This is a genomic window from Limnohabitans sp. Hippo4 (genome assembly GCF_003063605.1).
GTDB lineage: Bacteria > Pseudomonadota > Gammaproteobacteria > Burkholderiales > Burkholderiaceae_C > Limnohabitans_A.
This window is the reverse complement of sequence record NZ_NESE01000001.1, coordinates 103,625-121,447: the sequence shown is the minus strand read 5'-3', so window position 1 is coordinate 121,447 and position 17,823 is coordinate 103,625. Positions and strand designations below refer to the sequence as shown.

Here is a 17,823-nt window from a genome sequence, read left to right as displayed (position 1 = left end):
AATACCTCTGATCAGTTGAATGTTTTGCCGTCTGCCACCAAGCGGGCAAGCAGCGGAGCGGGTTGCCAGAAAGCGGCATCGTCGCGTGGGTTTTTGGCAAAGCGTTTCATGGCTTCGGCCACATTGAACAAACCAACTTGGTCTGCGTACAACATGGGGCCGCCGCGGAAGATGGGGAATCCATAACCAGTGAGGTAGACCATGTCGATGTCGCTGGCCTTGCTGGCAATGCCCTCTTCCAAAATGTGAGCGGCTTCATTGACCAAGGAGTACACCAAACGCTGCACGATTTCTTCATCTGAAATTTTGCGCGGTGTGATGCCTTCAGCAGCACGGTGTTTTTCAATCATCTCAACAACCAAGGCACTGGGAATGGCATCGCGTTTGCCTGCTTGGTAGTCGTACCAGCCTGCGCCCGTCTTTTGACCGAAGCGGCCCATCTCGCACAAGAGGTCAGCTGTTTTGCTGTACTTCATGCCAGGACGCTCAACATTGCGACGCTTGCGAATGGCCCAGCCAATGTCGTTGCCGGCCAAGTCGCCCATGCGGAATGGGCCCATCGCAAAACCGAACTTTTCAACGGCTTTGTCAACTTGTGCAGGCGTACAACCTTCTTCAATCAGGAAGCCAGCTTGACGGCTGTATTGCTCAATCATGCGATTGCCGATGAAACCGTCGCACACGCCGGACACCACGGCTGTCTTCTTGATTTTTTTGCCCAAAGCCATCACGGTGGCCAGCACTTCTTTGCTGGTTTTGGCACCGCGAATGACTTCCAACAATTTCATGACGTTGGCAGGACTGAAGAAGTGCATGCCCACCACGTCCTCTGGACGCTTGGTGAAAGAAGCAATTTTGTTGACGTCCAAAGTAGATGTGTTGGAGGCCAAAATAGCACCAGGCTTCATCACTTCGTCGAGCTTTTTGAACACGGCTTCTTTCACGCCCATCTCTTCAAACACGGCTTCGATGACCAAGTCGGCGCTGCCAATGTCGTCATAGCTCAAAGTGGTGGTGAGCAAAGCCATACGCTGGTCGTATTTGTCTTGCTTCAACTTGCCCTTCTTCACTTGAGCTTCGTAGTTCTTGCGAATGGTGGCCACACCGCGGTCCAAAGCTTCTTGCTTCATTTCGAGCATCTTGACAGGAATGCCTGCGTTCAAGAAGTTCATGGAAATGCCGCCACCCATGGTGCCCGCGCCAATGACGGCCACAGACGCAATGGTGCGCTTGGGTGTGTCACTTGGCACATCTGGAATTTTGGACGCAGCGCGATCGGCCATGAAAATATGGCGCAATGCACGGCACTCAGGTGTCCACATGAGGTTGGTGAAAATTTCACGCTCAAAGACCATGCCGTCTTCGAATTTTTTCTTCGTAGCCGCTTCAACCGCATCCACACACTTGGGAGGCGCTGGATAGTTTTTGGCCATGCCCTTGACCATGTTGCGAGCGAACTGGAAATAAGCGTCGCCTTGTGGGTGTTTGCAAGGCAAATTGCGAACCAATGGCAGCGCAGAACCGTCAGCGTGTTGTGCAGCCAATTCTTTAGCGTAGTCCATTGCTTCAGCGGCCAAAGACTCGGCAGAAGTGGCCATGCGATCAAACAACTTTTGACCTGGCAACATGGCCAGCATTTCGCTGTTGATGGGTTCACCGCTGACAATCATGTTCAGGGCAGGCTCAACACCAAGAACGCGTGGCAAACGCTGTGTGCCGCCAGCGCCGGGAATCAGGCCCAACTTCACTTCAGGCAGTGCCACTTTGCAGCCAGGTGCTGCTATGCGGTAATGGCAACCCAATGCCAACTCCAAACCACCGCCCATGGCAACGGAGTGAACAGCGGCCAAAACGGGCTTGGCAGAGTTTTCGCAGGCGCGAATGACGCTGAGCAGGTTGGGCTCTTGGATCGCCTTGGGTGATCCAAATTCATTGATGTCGGCACCGCCAGAAAAAGCGTTGCCAGCACCCGTGATGATGATGGATTTAACGGCAGCGTCACTGTTGGCTTGGGTCAAGCCGTTGGTGATGCCGACGCGAGTTGCAAGTCCTAGCCCATTGACGGGAGGGTTGCTCATGGTAATCACGGCCACATCGCCAATGACTTTGTATTCAGCGGTCATGCTGTTTTCCTCTAAAGGTGGTGTCAATCCCAAAATAGAACGGGCGTTCTATTTTGGCTAATTCTAGGGTGTTTCGGCGAGTGTGTGTAGGGGGTTTGTCGCTCATGGGACGGTGTTTTTCGCACCATCAAAGCACCTTAAACCTCTAACCACTCCTTACGAATGTAGGTATTCGCGTTAAGTTCTTCTGGGGTGCCTTCAAAAACAATACTGCCATGGCCCATGACCAAGGCACGGTCTGAGATCTTCATGGCAATGGTCAGTTTTTGCTCGATGAGCAATACCGAAATACCTCGGTCTTTGAGCTTTTTGAGATACTCACCCACCAGAACAACAATTTTAGGCGCAAGACCTTCCGTGGGTTCATCGATGATGATCAAGTCTGGATCGCCCATCAAGGTACGGCACAAGGTCAACATTTGTTGCTCACCACCCGACAAAACGCCAGCCTCAGTGTGTTGGCGCTCCAAAAGCCGCGGAAACATTTGATACATGTCGTCAAAACTCCAACGACTGCCCTTGCCAGTTCCTTTTTGACCGAGGAGCAAATTTTGATGCACAGTGAGTTTGGGAAATATGTCCCGATTTTCTGGCACGTAGCCAATCCCTAAGTGGGCGATTTCGAAGGCTTTTTTGCCAACAACGTTTTGGCCTTTCCAACCGATGTCACCTTGGCTATCGACCAAGCCCATGATGGCTTTGGCAGTTGTTGATCGACCTGAACCATTGCGACCTAAAAGTGCCACAATTTCGCCGGGTTTAACGTTGAAGCTGACGCCGTGCAGCACGTGGCTTTTGCCATAAAAGGCATGAAGATTGTCAATGTGCAACATGTCAGTGACCTCCCGCTTGTTCGTCAGCCACATGAGAACCTAAATAGGCCTCTTGGACTCGCGCATTGGACCTGACAGCTTCGGGCGTATCAAAGGCAATTACCTCGCCATAGACCACGACCGCAATTTTGTCGGCAAGACCAAACACCACCCCCATGTCATGCTCCACTGTTAGCAATGTTTTACCGACGGTGACTTCTTTGATCAAACTGATGAACCGTGTCGTTTCGCTTTTACTCATGCCAGCTGTAGGCTCGTCGAGCAAAATGACATCAGAGCCACCCGCAATGGTGATGCCTATCTCTAAAGCACGTTGCTCTGCGTAGGTAAGGTTCATGGCTAACAAGTCTCGCTTTTTGTCGAGGCGGATCATTTCCATGTACTTCTCTGCCAATTCGTTGGCATCTTTTAAGCCGGACAAAAATTTCAAGAAGGTGTATTTGTAGCCCAAACTCCACAACACGGCACAGCGTAAGTTTTCAAAAACACTAAGCTTGGGAAAGATGTTGGTGATTTGAAAACTACGTGACAAACCCATGCGGTTGATTTCATAGGGCGCTTTGTGATCAATGCGGTGCCCATTGAGCAAAATTTCACCACTGGTTGGACCAAATCGACCACTGATCAAGTTGAACAAGGTAGATTTACCAGCGCCATTAGGGCCAATGATGGCAACACGCTCACCAGCATTAACGGCCAAATTAGCACCGCGAATGATTTCTGTTTTTCCGAAATTTTTTCGGAGATCTTTGAGTTCTAGCGCATAAGACATCACGCTGTCTCCCGACGTTTAATTTCTTTTTCAATGTCAACTTGAATGTCGCCCCATTCGATCATGAAATGACGGCGGGCAATTTCAAACAAGCCCAAGCCAGTGATCATGACAAAAATGGATCCAACCCAACTGTCGATGCCTTTGGCATTCAGAGTGACACCCATGAATTTCAAGGTGTCACCCAAGGCGGAGTTCAATTGAAGGTGGTAAACCATTTCAATCATGGCACCCGCGCCAATGAGTGCAACAAAGGCCGTTACAAAAAGACCTAAGTAACTGACCCATATTTGCTTGAGCTTGCCAAACGCTGCAACACGCAAGTTCATCATGATCAAACTGGCAATGCCGCCAGGCGCATACATCACCATGAACAAGAACAGCAAGCCCAAATACAGAAGCCAAGCTTTGGTCAGTTCGGACAGCAACACGAAGGCCAAAACCATCAGGATACCGCCGATGATCGGGCCAAAGAAAAATGTGGCGCCACCCAAAAAGGTAAAGAGCAAGTAGCCTCCCGAGCGTCCTGCGCCCACCACCTCTGCCGTGACAATTTCAAAATTGAGCGCGCCAAGTCCGCCTGAAATGCCTGCAAAAAAACCTGCAATGATGAACGCCAAATAACGCACACGTTGGGTGTTGTAACCAATGAACTCCACACGCTCGGGGTTATCGCGTACGGCATTCAAAATGCGTCCCAAAGGCGTTTGGGTGAAGGCATACATCAGTGCCACGCAGACAAATGTATAGATGGCGATCAAATAGTAAATTTGAATCTGAGGACCAAAGGTAATGCCCATAAAGGCTTGACCCGCAACGCGATTTCCAGAAATACCGGCTTCGCCACCAAAGAACTCCGAGAACATCAAGGACATGGCGAACACAAGTTCAGCAACACCCAAGGTAATCATGGCAAACGGTGTGCCTGCTTTTTTGGTGGTGACATAACCAAACAAAACAGCAAAACCAATGCCTGCAATACCGCCAACCAAAGGGATGAGACTGACAGGGATATTGGATTGTCCACCACTGATGGAATTCAAAGCGTGAATGGCGACGAAGGAGCCAAGACCGGTATAAACCGCATGGCCAAAGCTCAACATACCGCCCTGCCCCAATAAAATGTTATAGGACAAACACGCAATGATGGCGATGCCCATTTGAGCCAACATGGTTCCAGACAAGTTGCTGGTGAAAACCAAGGGTGCAAAAATGAGGACGATGGCAAAAAGGCTCCAGATGACCCATCTGCCAACGTTATAGGGTTTGAATTTAAAGGTACTGCTCATGACATCATCCTTCTCGGGTACCTAAAAGTCCCTTTGGACGGAAAATCAAAATCAAGACCAAGAACAAGTAAGGCAAGATAGGTGCAACTTGTGAAATGGTCAGTTTCAAAACTGAGTTGTTCATCAAGGCGTCAGACAAATTAAATCCCATGTGTTTGGCGACACTGACAAAAGAATAATCAAAAGCAATGGCAAATGTTTGAATGACACCGATCAAGACAGATGCCAAGAAAGCGCCTGACAAGGACCCCATACCGCCCACCACGACCACCACAAAAATAACAGAACCTACAGTTGCGGCCATGGCAGGTTCAGTGACATAAGTGCTACCACCAATAACGCCAGCCAAACCAGCCAAACCTGTACCTGCACCAAATACAAGCATGAACACACGTGGCACATTGTGCCCAAGTGCTTCAACGGTCTCTGGGTGTGTCAATGCTGCTTGGATCACCAGGCCAATTCGTGTTTTTGTTAATAGCAGCCAAAGTGAAAACAACATCAACAAGGCCACAATCATCATGAAGCCTCGGGTGGCTGGAAAAGGCGTACAAACCAAACGAATGCTGGCATCAGCCGCTTTGCACATTTCTGCAGGGGCTGCCCCCCAAATCATCTGCAAACCGTTGACTGAGTGATTGACCAACGTAAAAGCGGCACCACGCAGAATTTCGGGTGGCGTAAAGTCAACGGCTGTTCTGCCCCAAATGAGTTGGACCAACTCATAGACGATGTAGGACAAGCCAAAGGTGACCAGTAATTCTGGAACGTGACCGAACTTGTGCACTTTGCGCAAAGACAAGCGTTCAAAGAGAACACCTGTGACTCCCACCAAGATGGGGGCAATGATCAGTGAAGGCCAAAACCCAATGACGCTGGTTAAGGTGTAACCAAAATAGGCACCGATCATGTAGAACGATGCATGTGCAAAATTCAAGACCCCCATCATGCTGAAGATCAGGGTCAAGCCTGAACTGAGCATGAATAACAACAACCCATAGCTCAAACCATTGAGCATGGAGATGATGAAGAACTCCATAAAACTACTTTCCGCCACCCATGGCAAGTCACAAAAAACAAGATGGGCCCGACCCCCTGAGGAGCGGGCCCATCCGAAGACTCACAGCAATTAAGCAGGACGCTTCATCTGGCAGCTGGTTGGTGTGCTTGAAATGTAGGAAGGGAATTCCTTCACAGGCACCAACGTCATGCCAGTGTTCTCGACACTGTAGTTGTACTTCTTGTCGACCTTGCTCCAAACGGTCAGGTACAAAGGTTGTTGCAACTGGTGATCGCTCTTGCGCATTTCGACTTCACCATTGAATACGCTGGTGGTCTTGATGCCTGACATGGCTGCAGCTACTTTGACTGGATCAGTGGATTTGGCTTTGGCCATGGCATCGCCCAAAACCGCGAAGATGCTATGAACAGAACCCGTGTAGAAGTCGTCGTTGAACTTGGCCTTGAACTCGTCTTGCCATTTGTCCATCTGGCCGCCCATTTTGTAGTGGCCGTAAGCAATTTGGAACACGCGACCTTCACCGCTCTTGCCCAATGCTGTGGGTGTACCTGTAACACCAGTGTAGTAAGTGTAGAAGTTGCCTGTGTAACCACCTTCGTTGGCAGCTTTGACCAACAGGGCCAAATCTGAACCCCAGTTACCGGTGACGACGGAGTCGGCGCCAGATGCTTTGATTTTGGCAATGTAGGGTGCAAAGTCGCGAACTTGCGCCAAGGGGTGCAAGTCTTCACCCACGATTTGTACATCAGGACGCTTGCGGCTGATACCTTCTTTGAAGAACTTGGCCACTTGATGGCCGTGTGAATAGTTCTGGTTCAACAAGAAGACCTTTTTAGTTTCGGGTCTGTCCTTCATGAACGTTGTCAGAGCTTCCATCTTCATGGAGGTGTCTGCATCGAAACGGAAGTGCCAGTAGCTGCACTTGCTGTTGGTGAAATCGGGGTCCACAGCTGAGTGATTCAAGAAAATAATTTCTTTACCGGGGTTGCGTTCATTGTGTTTGTTAACGGCTTCAATCAAAGCACCTGCAACGCCTGAGCCATTGCCCTGCGTGATGTAGCGAATACCTTGGTCGGTGGCTGCCTTCAAAACGTTCAAGCTCTCAGCGGGGCTCAGCTTGTTGTCAAAGCCAACCACTTCGAACTTCACCCCTGCAGGATTGATCTTGCTGTATTTCTCAGCAAAGAACTGGAAGCTTTTGAGTTGATTGTTGCCCACAGGTGCCATGAGGCCAGACAAGGGGTCAATCCATGCGATTTTGACGGTTTCGCCCTTTTGAGCAAAAGCACCGAAAGCACACATTGCCAAAGAGGCAACAGCGATAGAACGAACTGCAAATTTCATATTTAGCTCCAACTGTTATGAAAAACTCTAACGGGTGTCAGCGTAACGCTTTTGTAAGTTTTACTGGTCGGGGTTTGCCCTAGGCGGTATCGCCCACGTGACTCACACAAAAGCACCAAGCTTGACGTCCATCAAAGGCCAGGCAATTTGTAACCTGAAAGTTGTTCACGTAGTTTTGTTTTCAGCATTTTTCCCGTTGCGCCCAAAGGGATTGCTTCGACAAAAATGGCGTCATCTGGTATTTGCCATTTCGCAGTTTTGCCCTCATAAAATTTGAGCATTTCTGCCGAGCTCAAGGCGCTGCCGGGTTTTTTGACCACGCACACCACAGGTCTTTCGTCCCACTTCGGATGCGGCATGCCAATGCAAGCCGCCATGGCGACGTCGGGATGGGCCATGGCAATGTTTTCAATGTCAATGGAGCTGATCCATTCTCCGCCGGACTTGATCACATCCTTGCTTCGGTCTGTGATTTGCATAAAGCCATCTTCATCGATGGTGGCCACATCACCGGTTGGGAACCATCCATCGATCAATGGGGGTGGGCCTTCTTGCTTGAAATATTCACGAATGATCCAAGGTCCTTTGACGAGCAAATCACCGTATGTTTTTCCGTCGTGCGGCAATGTCTCACCAGCATCGTTGACGATTTTCATGTCAACACCAAAGATGGCACGGCCTTGCTTCAAGCGCAATTTCATTTGTGCTTCTGCAGGCAAACTGAGGTGTTTGTTTTTCAATGTGCAAAGCGTGCCCAAGGGGCTCATTTCAGTCATGCCCCATGCGTGCAAAACGTCAACGCCATAGTCATCACGGAAAGCATCGATCATGGCGGGCGGGCAAGCTGAACCCCCAATCACAGTTCGCTTCAATGAACTGAATTTCAAATGGGCAGGTTTCATGTGACCCAGCAGCATTTGCCAAACGGTGGGTACGCCCGCAGCAAAGGTCACCTTCTCTGCTTCAATCAATTCATAGACCGACTTGCCATCCAAGGCAGGGCCAGGAAAGACCAATTTAGCGCCTGTCATGGCTGCGCTATAGGGAATACCCCATGCGTTCACATGGAACATGGGCACGACAGGCAAGATCGCATCGCGCGCTGAAATGCACATGACATCAGGCAAGGCAGCTGCATAGGCATGGAGCAAAGTCGATCGGTGACTGTACAAAGCCGCCTTGGGGTTGCCTGTGGTGCCGCTGGTGTAGCACATGCTAGACGCAGAGTTTTCATCCAATTGCGGCCAAACATAAGTCTTTGCTTGTTGTCCAATCAGAGTTTCATAACTGGTCAGATTCGGGATGCCTGTGTCCGCTGGCAATTTATCGGCATCGCAAAGAGCAACCCAGTGCTTCACGGTCGTGCAACGCGCATGAACCGCTTGCACCAAAGGTAAGAATGTCATGTCAAAGCAGAGAATTTGATCCTCTGCATGGTTGACAATCCACACCACCTGATCTGGATGCAATCGGGGGTTCAGCGTATGCAGAACGCGTCCAGAGCCGCTCACCCCAAAATACATCTCAAGGTGACGGTAGCCATTCCATGCCAACGTGGCAACACGATCGCCCTGCCCCAGCTTCAAGCCGTCTAAGGCATTGGCCAATTGCCGAGATCGATTCGCCACATCAGCCCAGGTATAGCGATGCACATCGCCTTCAACACGTCGAGAAACTACTTCACCGTCGCCATGGTGGCGTTCAGCAAAATCAATCAAAGAAGAAATCAGCAAAGATTGCTGCTGCATGAGTCCGAACATATCTGCCTTTACATCTCAAAATGAACAACAAATCGCTTTTTAGCATGAGACCTTGGTACTTGGTGTATACCCTGTATCTCGATGGGTTCATCCAAAGACACCGACAATCAGAAAATGACCTGGATCAACCAATATGCTGCCTTGGGACCTGCCTTCACAGCAGAAGTCTTGCCCACACCTGTACCAACCCCCTACTGGGTGGCCCAAAATCCAAGCTTTTTGAAGGCTTGTGGCTTGCCAGACGCATGGCTTGACACCGAAGAAGCCTTGGCGGTTTTCAGTGGGAATGGGTTATGGGAAGGCATGGCGCCGCGCGCCAGTGTTTACAGCGGGCACCAATTCGGCCATTGGGCTGGACAATTGGGTGATGGCCGTGCCTTGAGCCTAGGGGAGTTTGCAACGCCTCAAGGCTCATTTGAAATTCAGCTCAAAGGCGCTGGTCAAACACCGTTTTCCAGAATGGGGGATGGGCGCGCCGTTTTAAGGTCTAGCATTCGAGAGTACTTGTGCAGTGAAGCCATGGCTGGCTTGGGCGTACCCACCACACGGGCACTGTGCTTAACCGGCACTTCATTGCCCGTACTCCGAGAAGAACTTGAAACAGCGGCCATTGTGACGCGCGTTGCGCCCAGCTTCATCCGCTTTGGTCACTTTGAACATTTTGCAAATCAATCGGCCCATCCAAACGCCTTAAAGCAATTGGCCGATTTCGTCATTGAACATCATTTTGAAGGTCAAGAAACCAGCTTGGGAAATCCTTATGCAGACTTGCTACATGAAGTGAGTTTGAAAACAGCGCAATTGGTGGCGCAATGGCAAGCCATAGGGTTTTGTCATGGTGTTTTGAACACCGACAACATGAGCATTTTGGGGCTGACTTTGGACTATGGCCCCTTCCAGTTCATGGACGGTTTTCATCCGCACCACATCTGCAATCATTCTGACCATTCAGGCCGCTACGCTTACGACAAGCAACCGCAAATCGCCTACTGGAATCTGTTTTGTTTAGGTCAAGCGTTGATGCCTCTGATCGACGATCAAGAATTGGCCATGAAGGCATTAGAGCCCTACAAAGAAGCTTACACAGCCCACTGGACACACAACTTCTCTATGAAACTGGGCTTGTCACAAGTCAATGAAGAAGACGATGCCGCCAACATGGCCCTGATTCAATCCTTGCTACAAATGATGGCGACAGAAAGAACAGACTTCACGCTGCTTTGGCGCCGTCTCAGTCATGCGGCATCTCAGACCCAGCAGTCGCACGACGCATGGCAAGCTGTGAAGGATTTATTCTTAGACACAGGCAAGTTTCAAGATTGGCAAAACAACTACATGGCGCATTTGCAGCACCAAGGCGATATCGAAGCCGTGCAAGGCATGCTCTCTGTCAATCCCAAGTTCGTGCTGCGCAACCACTTGGTGGAATTGGCCATCCAAAAATCCAAGTTAGGCGACCATTCTGAGGTGGCTAAACTCTTCAAATTGTTGCAGTCACCGTTTGACGAACAACCCGAGTTTGAAGCCTATGCCAACTTGCCCCCCTCTTGGGCCTCTGAGATCGAAATCAGTTGCTCTTCTTAATGTGACATGGAGTGAATGAACATGACAAGTTCCAACTTACCCAAAACCGACGATGAATGGCGCGCTTGGCTGCGCGCGCGCAATGCAGAGCCATTGGCTTTCGAAGTGACGCGCAAAGCGGCAACAGAGCGCCCCTTCACAGGCAAATACGAAACACATTGGGAACCAGGTCAATACACCTGTATCTGCTGCGATGCGGTATTGTTCGATGCCACAACCAAGTTTGATGCAGGATGCGGCTGGCCCTCGTTCTACCAAGCCGCCAATGAAAATGCAATTGCACAAAAGGTCGACCGAAGTCACGGCATGGTGCGCGTTGAAAGTGTTTGCGCCCAATGTGGCGCACACCTTGGCCATGTGTTTGAAGACGGTCCCGAACCCACAGGTTTGCGTTACTGCATGAATTCAGCTTCTTTGAATTTCGAAAAAAAATAAGATGAAAATTGCACTCGATTTATTTCCCATCTTGTTATTTTTTGGGGCTTACAAATTTGCGGACATCTACGCGGCCACGGCTGTCTTGATGGCCGCCACCGTCATTCAAAGTTTGTGGATGTACAAGCTAGAAGGCAAGTTGGCCACCATGCAAAAAGCAACGCTGGGCTTGATTCTGGTTTTTGGGAGCCTCACCCTTTTCTTGCACGATGAGCGCTTCATCAAATTCAAACCCACCCTGCTTTATGGCTGCTTGGGCCTCGGATTATTGGTGTCGCAGTTTGTGTTCAAAAAGAACTTTCTGAAGACCATGTTGGGTGCGCAAGTTAACTTGCCTCATGCCAATTGGCAAACCCTCAGTGTGGCTTGGACGATGTATTGCTTTTTCATGGCCGCATTGAACGCTTACGTCGCCATTGAATTTACGACCGAAGAGTGGGTTAATTTTAAAATTTGGGGTTATGTCTTTCCATTGATGTTCATCGTTGGAACAGGCATTTACATTGCAAAGCACATTCCTTCTGAAGAGGCTGAGACTTCTGTTAAGCCTGGTGACACGCCTCCTTCGCCATGAACAAGCCCTTAACTTTACAAAACAATGAGCCTTGGCAACCCCTGATCGAACAGGTTTTGCGGCAGCAATTTCAGCCGACTTTTCTCGAAGTCATCGATGAAAGTTCACAGCATGCGGGCCATTCAGGTGCCACCGACAGCGGCATGAACAGTCATTTTAGGGTTCGCATCGCTTCTTCTCATTTTGAGAATATCAGCCGCGTTCAGCGCCATCGTCTTGTGTATGATTCGCTCCAAGAATTCTTAGACAACGGTCTTCATGCCCTGGCCATAGAATTTCGATAACTTTTAATTGATTTGAGGATCCCGATGAAAATTTCTAAATTGGCCCTGAGCTTGGTGGCGGCATTCAGCATGTCTGCCTGGGCACAAAACTTGGCTGTGGTGAATGGCAAGCCTGTTCCCAGCTCACGCGTAGAAGCCCTGAAGCAGCAAGTTGAACGCTCTGGCCGACCTGTCACCCCTGAAATCTTGGCCCAGATCAAAGAAGAGCTGATTGCCCGCGAAATTTTCATGCAAGAAGCCCGTAAGCGCGGTCTCGATGCCAGCGAAGATTACAAAGCACAACTTGAATTGGCACGCCAAAGCCTGTTGATTCGTGAACTCTTTGCCAACTTCCAGAAAAAGAACCCAGTCACTGACGCCGAAATCAAAGCTGAATACGACAAGTTCGTGGCAGCCAATGGCGGCAAGGAATACCGTGCGCGTCACATCTTGGTTGAGAAAGAAGATGAAGCCAAGGCCCTGATTGCCGAGATCAAAAAAGGTGGCAAATTTGAAGATCTGGCCAAAAAGGCTTCTAAAGATCCAGGTTCTGGTGCCAATGGCGGTGACCTCGATTGGGCCAATGCGGCCAGCTATGTACCCGAGTTTTCAAATGCCATGGTGAAACTTGACAAAGGTCAGATGACAGATGCGCCAGTGAAAAGCCAGTTTGGTTTTCACATCATTCGTGTGGACGATGTGCGCGAAGCTCAATTGCCTAAATTGGATGAAGTGAAACCCCAAATCACCCAGCAATTGACGCAATCTAAGCTGGGTAAATTCCAAGAAGACTTGCGCGCTAAAGCCAAGGTTCAGTAAGACAAGCAGAACTGCAACGCATCCGCGACGCGGTTCTTCTCGGAAGAAAGCACTGAACACCGGAAGGTGTCAGTGCTTTTTTTATTTCAGCCAGCGACGCGCGTTTTGCCACATGCGCAACCATGGGCTGTGCGATGAAATATCACCCGTGGTGAAACTCATTTGAACGTTGCGGAACACACGCTCAGGATGCGGCATCATGGCCGTAAAGCGACCGTCGGCCGTTGTCACTGCCGTCAAGCCAGCAGGACTGCCATTGGGATTGGCGGGGTAGGCTTCTGTGGCGGCACCCCAGTTGTCCACGAAACGCATGGCGCCAATCGCTTTGTTCGCATTGCCGCGGTATTTGAAATTTGCATAGCCTTCACCGTGCGCCACTGCGATGGGCAAACGACTACCGGTCATGTCTTGGAAAAACAGACTGGGCGACGGCAAGACTTCCACCATGGAGAGACGCGCTTCAAAACGTTCACTTTGGTTGGTGGTGAAGCGTGGCCAATCTTGTGCGCCGGGAATGATGTCTGCCAACTCAGCAAACATCTGGCAACCATTGCAAACACCCAAGCCAAAGGTATCTTGGCGCGCAAAGTAAGATTTAAATTGTTCTGACAAGGCGGGATTGAATGTGATGCTGCGGGCCCAACCAATGCCTGCGCCCAAGGTGTCACCGTAACTGAAACCACCGCAAGCCACCAAGCCTTGAAAGTCTTTCAAGCTGACCCGACCACTTTGCAAATCGGTCATGTGAACATCGTGCGATTCAAAACCGGCTTCTGCGAATGCATAGGCCATTTCCACATGCGAGTTGACGCCCTGCTCGCGCAGAATGGCCACTTTGGGTTTGGCCAAATTCAACCAGGGTGCCGCTACATTCTCCTCTGGCTTGAATGTCAAAGCGACGTGCAAACCAGGATTGGCAGGGTTACCTGCTGAAGCGTGTTCGCTGTCTGCGCAAACGGGGTTGTCACGCTGTTGGCAAATTTTCCAACTGACGCTGTCCCAAACTTGGTGGAGGTCTTCTAATTTGGCAGAAAATATCTCTTGGGTGTCACGCCAAATGCTGATCTCGCCAACACCTTTTTGAACCGCTGCTTGCACAGGGCGAGTTTTACCAATGACGTGGCTGTGTTTGGACAAGCCATGATCACGCAAGGCTTGCATCACTTCCCCGCGATCTTGGGTGTTGATTTGAATCACCACGCCCAGTTCTTCATTGAACAAGGCTTTGAGTGTCAATTCATGACGACGGGCGCTGACTTGTTGAGCCCAGTTTTTGGCATCGCCATGGTCGGCACGGCTGTCTGAGATGCCATCGCCCTCTGTCACCAGCATGTCCAAATTAAGCGCTACGCCCACTTGTCCGGCAAAACACATTTCAGCCACGGCACAGAACAAGCCGCCATCACTGCGATCGTGATACGCCAGCAGTTTGTCTTGGGTGCGCAATTGATTAATCACTTTGACCAAGTTGACCAAATTGGCGGGCGTTTCCAAATCAGGTACCTGATCGCCCGATTGATTGAGCACCTGACTCAAGATGCTGCCCCCCATGCGTGATTGGCCATGGCTGAGATCAATCAGAATGAGCGACGTGTCATCCAAGGTGGCATTCAATTGAGGCGTGAGCGTTCTACGCACATCCGGCAAACTGGCGAAGGCACTGACAATCAAACTGACTGGCGACGTCACTTTGCGTGTTTGACCATCCACGGCCCACTGGGTTTTCATCGACAAACTGTCTTTGCCCACGGGAATTGACACACCCAGTGCGGGGCACAGTTCAAGACCAACCGCTTTGACGGTTTCATACAACGCAGCATCTTCACCAGGTTCGCCGCAAGCAGCCATCCAATTGGCGCTGAGTTTGACGCGGTCGAGTTCAATGGGTGCCGCCAACAAATTGGTAATGGCTTCAGCCACGGCCATACGACCCGATGCCGCTGCGTCAACGCTGGCCAATGGCGTGCGTTCGCCCATGCTCATGGCCTCACCTTGGAAACTTTGATAGTCGGCCAAGGTGACTGCGCAATCGGCCACGGGTACTTGCCATGGACCGACCATTTGATCTCTGTGCGTCAAGCCGCCCACTGTGCGGTCACCAATGGTGATGAGGAAACGTTTGGAAGCCACAGTAGGATGGCTCAAGACTTGAACCACTGCGTCTTGCAAATCAACACCGGTGAGATTGAGCGGCGTGATATTGCGCTTGAGCGACTTCACATCACGGTGCATTTTGGGTGGCTTTCCCAACAGCACATTCATCGGCATGTTGACGGGATTTTCGGTTTCAGGTGATGTGGCTTGGCCATCGGCCAAAATCAATTGACGCTCTTCAGTGGCAACACCTACGACGGCAAATGGGCAACGCTCGCGCTCGCAAAAGGCTTTGAATTGAGGCAAAGATTCAGGTGCGATGGCCAAAACGTAGCGCTCTTGACTTTCGTTGGACCAAATTTCTTTGGGGGACAAGCCAGAGGCTTCCAAAGGCACTGCGCGCAAATCAAAACGCGCCCCACGACCTGCGTCGTTGGTGAGTTCTGGGAAGGCATTGGACAAACCGCCGGCCCCCACATCGTGAATCGCCAAAATAGGATTGTCTTTGCCCATCACCCAGCAATGGTTGATGACCTCTTGCGCGCGACGTTCAATTTCAGGATTGCCACGTTGAACAGAATCGAAATCCAAGTTGGCTGCGTTGGTGCCGGATGCCATGGAACTGGCCGCACTGCCACCCATGCCAATCAGCATGCCTGGGCCGCCCAATTGAATCAGCAGCGTGCCCGCAGGAAATTGGATCTTTTGGGTTTGAATGTCGTCGATGACGCCCAAGCCTCCCGCAATCATGATGGGCTTGTGATAACCCCGCAAAACACCGTCCACTTCTTGTTCATACTCACGAAAGTAACCCAACAAGTTAGGACGGCCAAATTCATTGTTGAACGCTGCGCCCCCCAATGGGCCTTCGGTCATGATCTGCAACGGACTGGCCATGTGATCAGGTTTACCGTGTGGACTGTTCCACAATTTGGAGACTGTAAATCCTGTTAAACCGGCTTTGGGTTTGGAGCCTCGTCCTGTCGCACCTTCGTCACGAATCTCACCACCTGCCCCGGTTGAAGCGCCAGGGAAAGGCGAAATGGCGGTGGGATGGTTGTGCGTCTCAACTTTCATCAACACATGGTGAAGCGCTTTTTCTTTGGCATAGGCGCCACCATTTTTCGCGACAAAACGTTCAACTTCATGGCCAGTCATGATGGACGCGTTGTCTGAATACGCCACAACAGTGTGTTGAGGGTTTTGCTGATGGGTATGGCGAATCATGCCAAACAAGCTATGAGATTGGGCTTGTCCATCGATGGTGAATTGGGCGTTGAAAATTTTATGACGGCAGTGCTCGCTGTTGGCCTGCGCAAACATCATCAACTCAACGTCCGTAGGGTTGCGGCCCAAGTGCTGAAATGAGCTCAGCAAATAATCAATTTCATCTTCGGCCAAGGCCAAGCCAAATTCTTGATTGGCCTTGACCAATGCTGTGCGTCCATCCTTCAAAACATCCACATGCAAAAGGGCTTGCGCTTGAAGTTCTGTGAACAGGGCCAATGCATCTTCGCGTTTTGCAAGGATGGACTCTGTCATGCGGTCGTGCAACAAATCGGCCAAAGCCAACTGAATTTGTGGCTGCAGGTTTTGCACCTGAGATGCAGAACGCATTTGCAGGCGGTATTCAACCAAGCGTTCGATGCGGCGAACCGTCAGGCCACAGTTGTGTGCAATGTCCGTGGCTTTGGATGCCCATGGTGACACTGTCCCTAAACGAGGCGATACACAAAGGTGCCAATCCAATTTGCTGTTGGCCGTGGGCACTGCAGGGTCACCGTAAGTCAGCAGGGAAGCTAGAACCTTCTGCGCATCGTCTGAGAGGGGCGACTCGCTGGCAACGAGGTGGAGGAAGTGGCCAGACAGACCCGTCACATCGGGGCAAATGACCTGCAGGCGCGGCAGAAGTTGCTGAATACGGAATTCGCTGAGGGCGTTGCCGCCGTCCAAAATGAGAGTTTGCAGGGTCACAGGGTGGCCTTGAGGGCAGTAGGGAAAGTGTCTCAAATGCCGCTGACTGGGGCATTGAACGAGTGCTTATTTTAACCGCTGACAAGTCCATTTTGAGCAAAGTTACCCGTTGGATGGGATAATCACCCCCCATGACGATCACCCCCAAAGACCCCCAAGGCGCAGAAGGCATGCGAGTCGCCGGCCGACTGGCTTCCGAAGTACTCGATTATTTGACACCCTTTGTGGTGCCAGGTGTCACCACCAACGAACTGGACAAATTGGCCCACGATTACATGGTCAATGTTCAAGGCACCATTCCAGCCCCACTGAACTACCAGCCCCCAGGTTATTCGCCCTATCCCAAATCCATTTGCACTTCCATTAACCATCAGGTTTGCCACGGCATCCCCAATGAGAAAGCCTTGAAAAAAGGTGACATCGTCAACATTGACATCACTGTCATCAAAGATGGGTGGCATGGCGACACCAGCCGCATGTTCATGGTGGGCGACGTTTCCATTGCGGCCAAAAGACTTTGCAACGCCACCTACGAAGCCATGTGGCATGGCATTGCGCAAGTCAAACCGGGCGCTCGCTTAGGCGACATTGGTTGGGCCATTCAAAAATTCGCAGAGAACATGGGCTTTTCCATTGTTCGTGAGTTTTGCGGTCATGGCATTGGGCGCGTGTTTCATGAGGAGCCTCAAGTTTTGCATTATGGAAAACCTGGCACCCTAGAAGAGCTCAAGCCCGGCATGACCTTCACCATTGAACCCATGATCAACGCAGGCAAACGCGAGATCAAGGAAATGGGCGATGGTTGGACCATCGTCACCAAAGACCGCTCTTTGTCAGCCCAGTGGGAACACACCATCTTGGTGACGGATACGGGCTACGAAGTCCTGACTTTGTCAGCAGGAAGCCCACCCGTTCCCGCTTTCATCAAGGGCTAAGAC

14 protein-coding genes are annotated in these 17,823 nt (G+C 50.7%); 6 read left to right on the top strand and 8 right to left on the bottom strand.

What is annotated here, in order from left to right; all coding sequences use genetic code 11:
- Positions 1-11: 11 nt before the first annotated feature.
- The 7 genes from B9Z46_RS00550 to B9Z46_RS00520 form a co-directional block, all read right to left on the bottom strand.
- The gene (locus B9Z46_RS00550; protein ID WP_108254168.1) at positions 12-2,123 is read right to left on the bottom strand and encodes a 3-hydroxyacyl-CoA dehydrogenase NAD-binding domain-containing protein; all 2,112 of its coding nucleotides are present in this window, start codon (positions 2,121-2,123) and stop codon (positions 12-14) included.
- Positions 2,124-2,260: 137 nt separating this feature from the next.
- The gene (locus B9Z46_RS00545) at positions 2,261-2,956 is read right to left on the bottom strand and encodes an ABC transporter ATP-binding protein (protein ID WP_108254167.1); all 696 of its coding nucleotides are present in this window, start codon (positions 2,954-2,956) and stop codon (positions 2,261-2,263) included.
- A 1-nt stretch (position 2,957) separates the two neighbouring features.
- A complete protein-coding gene (locus B9Z46_RS00540; protein ID WP_108254166.1) occupies positions 2,958-3,728 on the bottom strand; it encodes an ABC transporter ATP-binding protein in 771 nt (256 codons plus the stop codon).
- A complete protein-coding gene (locus tag B9Z46_RS00535) occupies positions 3,728-5,017 on the bottom strand; it encodes a branched-chain amino acid ABC transporter permease (RefSeq protein WP_108254165.1) in 1,290 nt (429 codons plus the stop codon). Before B9Z46_RS00535 ends, B9Z46_RS00540 begins: the two co-directional genes overlap by 1 nt.
- A gap of 4 nt (positions 5,018-5,021) precedes the next feature.
- Positions 5,022-6,056, bottom strand: a complete 1,035-nt coding sequence (locus B9Z46_RS00530; protein WP_108254164.1) for a branched-chain amino acid ABC transporter permease — start codon at positions 6,054-6,056, stop codon at positions 5,022-5,024.
- Between the two features lie 90 nt (positions 6,057-6,146).
- A complete protein-coding gene (locus tag B9Z46_RS00525; protein WP_108254163.1) occupies positions 6,147-7,382 on the bottom strand; it encodes a branched-chain amino acid ABC transporter substrate-binding protein in 1,236 nt (411 codons plus the stop codon).
- Between the two features lie 131 nt (positions 7,383-7,513).
- Positions 7,514-9,142: a 3-(methylthio)propionyl-CoA ligase gene (locus B9Z46_RS00520; protein ID WP_108254162.1), complete on the bottom strand. Its 1,629-nt coding sequence runs from the start codon at positions 9,140-9,142 to the stop codon at positions 7,514-7,516.
- A gap of 114 nt (positions 9,143-9,256) precedes the next feature.
- On the opposite strand from B9Z46_RS00520, the gene B9Z46_RS00515 reads away from it, so the two are divergent.
- The 5 genes from B9Z46_RS00515 to B9Z46_RS00495 are packed head-to-tail and all read left to right on the top strand — an operon-like array spanning position 9,257 to position 12,817.
- On the top strand, positions 9,257-10,726 hold the full coding sequence (locus B9Z46_RS00515; RefSeq protein WP_233245862.1) for a YdiU family protein: 1,470 nt from the start codon (positions 9,257-9,259) through the stop codon (positions 10,724-10,726).
- A 21-nt stretch (positions 10,727-10,747) separates the two neighbouring features.
- Complete coding sequence (msrB, locus tag B9Z46_RS00510) at positions 10,748-11,161, top strand: peptide-methionine (R)-S-oxide reductase MsrB (protein ID WP_055361954.1); 414 nt, start codon at positions 10,748-10,750, stop codon at positions 11,159-11,161.
- Between the two features lies 1 nt (position 11,162).
- On the top strand, positions 11,163-11,735 hold the full coding sequence (locus B9Z46_RS00505; protein WP_108254160.1) for a septation protein A: 573 nt from the start codon (positions 11,163-11,165) through the stop codon (positions 11,733-11,735).
- Positions 11,732-12,019 carry a BolA family transcriptional regulator gene (locus B9Z46_RS00500; RefSeq protein WP_108254159.1) on the top strand — a complete coding sequence of 96 codons (288 nt, stop codon included), beginning with the start codon at positions 11,732-11,734 and terminating at the stop codon, positions 12,017-12,019. The genes B9Z46_RS00505 and B9Z46_RS00500 overlap by 4 nt, the downstream gene beginning before the upstream one ends.
- A gap of 24 nt (positions 12,020-12,043) precedes the next feature.
- Positions 12,044-12,817 carry a peptidylprolyl isomerase gene (locus B9Z46_RS00495; RefSeq protein ID WP_055360786.1) on the top strand — a complete coding sequence of 258 codons (774 nt, stop codon included), beginning with the start codon at positions 12,044-12,046 and terminating at the stop codon, positions 12,815-12,817.
- An 81-nt stretch (positions 12,818-12,898) separates the two neighbouring features.
- On the opposite strand, the gene purL is transcribed toward B9Z46_RS00495, so the two are convergent.
- Positions 12,899-16,885, bottom strand: a complete 3,987-nt coding sequence (gene purL, locus B9Z46_RS00490; protein ID WP_233245861.1) for a phosphoribosylformylglycinamidine synthase — start codon at positions 16,883-16,885, stop codon at positions 12,899-12,901.
- A gap of 131 nt (positions 16,886-17,016) precedes the next feature.
- Here purL and map point away from each other — a divergent pair, with 131 nt between their 5' ends.
- Positions 17,017-17,820 carry a type I methionyl aminopeptidase gene (gene map, locus B9Z46_RS00485; RefSeq protein ID WP_108254158.1) on the top strand — a complete coding sequence of 268 codons (804 nt, stop codon included), beginning with the start codon at positions 17,017-17,019 and terminating at the stop codon, positions 17,818-17,820.
- The last annotated feature ends 3 nt before the right edge of the window (positions 17,821-17,823 follow it).

What these genes read in the sequence shown, in the direction of transcription:
- B9Z46_RS00535 (WP_108254165.1), bottom strand. Translation starts at nt 5,017, where the DNA reads ATGAGCAGTACCTTTAAATTCAAACCCTATAACGTTGGCAGATGGGTC.
- B9Z46_RS00545 (WP_108254167.1), bottom strand. Translation starts at nt 2,956, where the DNA reads ATGTTGCACATTGACAATCTTCATGCCTTTTATGGCAAAAGCCACGTG.
- B9Z46_RS00515 (WP_233245862.1), top strand. Translation starts at nt 9,257, where the DNA reads ATGACCTGGATCAACCAATATGCTGCCTTGGGACCTGCCTTCACAGCA.
- B9Z46_RS00525 (WP_108254163.1), bottom strand. Translation starts at nt 7,382, where the DNA reads ATGAAATTTGCAGTTCGTTCTATCGCTGTTGCCTCTTTGGCAATGTGT.
- B9Z46_RS00500 (WP_108254159.1), top strand. Translation starts at nt 11,732, where the DNA reads ATGAACAAGCCCTTAACTTTACAAAACAATGAGCCTTGGCAACCCCTG.
- B9Z46_RS00495 (WP_055360786.1), top strand. Translation starts at nt 12,044, where the DNA reads ATGAAAATTTCTAAATTGGCCCTGAGCTTGGTGGCGGCATTCAGCATG.
- B9Z46_RS00505 (WP_108254160.1), top strand. Translation starts at nt 11,163, where the DNA reads ATGAAAATTGCACTCGATTTATTTCCCATCTTGTTATTTTTTGGGGCT.
- B9Z46_RS00540 (WP_108254166.1), bottom strand. Translation starts at nt 3,728, where the DNA reads ATGTCTTATGCGCTAGAACTCAAAGATCTCCGAAAAAATTTCGGAAAA.
- B9Z46_RS00550 (WP_108254168.1), bottom strand. Translation starts at nt 2,123, where the DNA reads ATGACCGCTGAATACAAAGTCATTGGCGATGTGGCCGTGATTACCATG.
- msrB (WP_055361954.1), top strand. Translation starts at nt 10,748, where the DNA reads ATGACAAGTTCCAACTTACCCAAAACCGACGATGAATGGCGCGCTTGG.
- map (WP_108254158.1), top strand. Translation starts at nt 17,017, where the DNA reads ATGACGATCACCCCCAAAGACCCCCAAGGCGCAGAAGGCATGCGAGTC.
- B9Z46_RS00520 (WP_108254162.1), bottom strand. Translation starts at nt 9,142, where the DNA reads ATGTTCGGACTCATGCAGCAGCAATCTTTGCTGATTTCTTCTTTGATT.
- B9Z46_RS00530 (WP_108254164.1), bottom strand. Translation starts at nt 6,056, where the DNA reads ATGGAGTTCTTCATCATCTCCATGCTCAATGGTTTGAGCTATGGGTTG.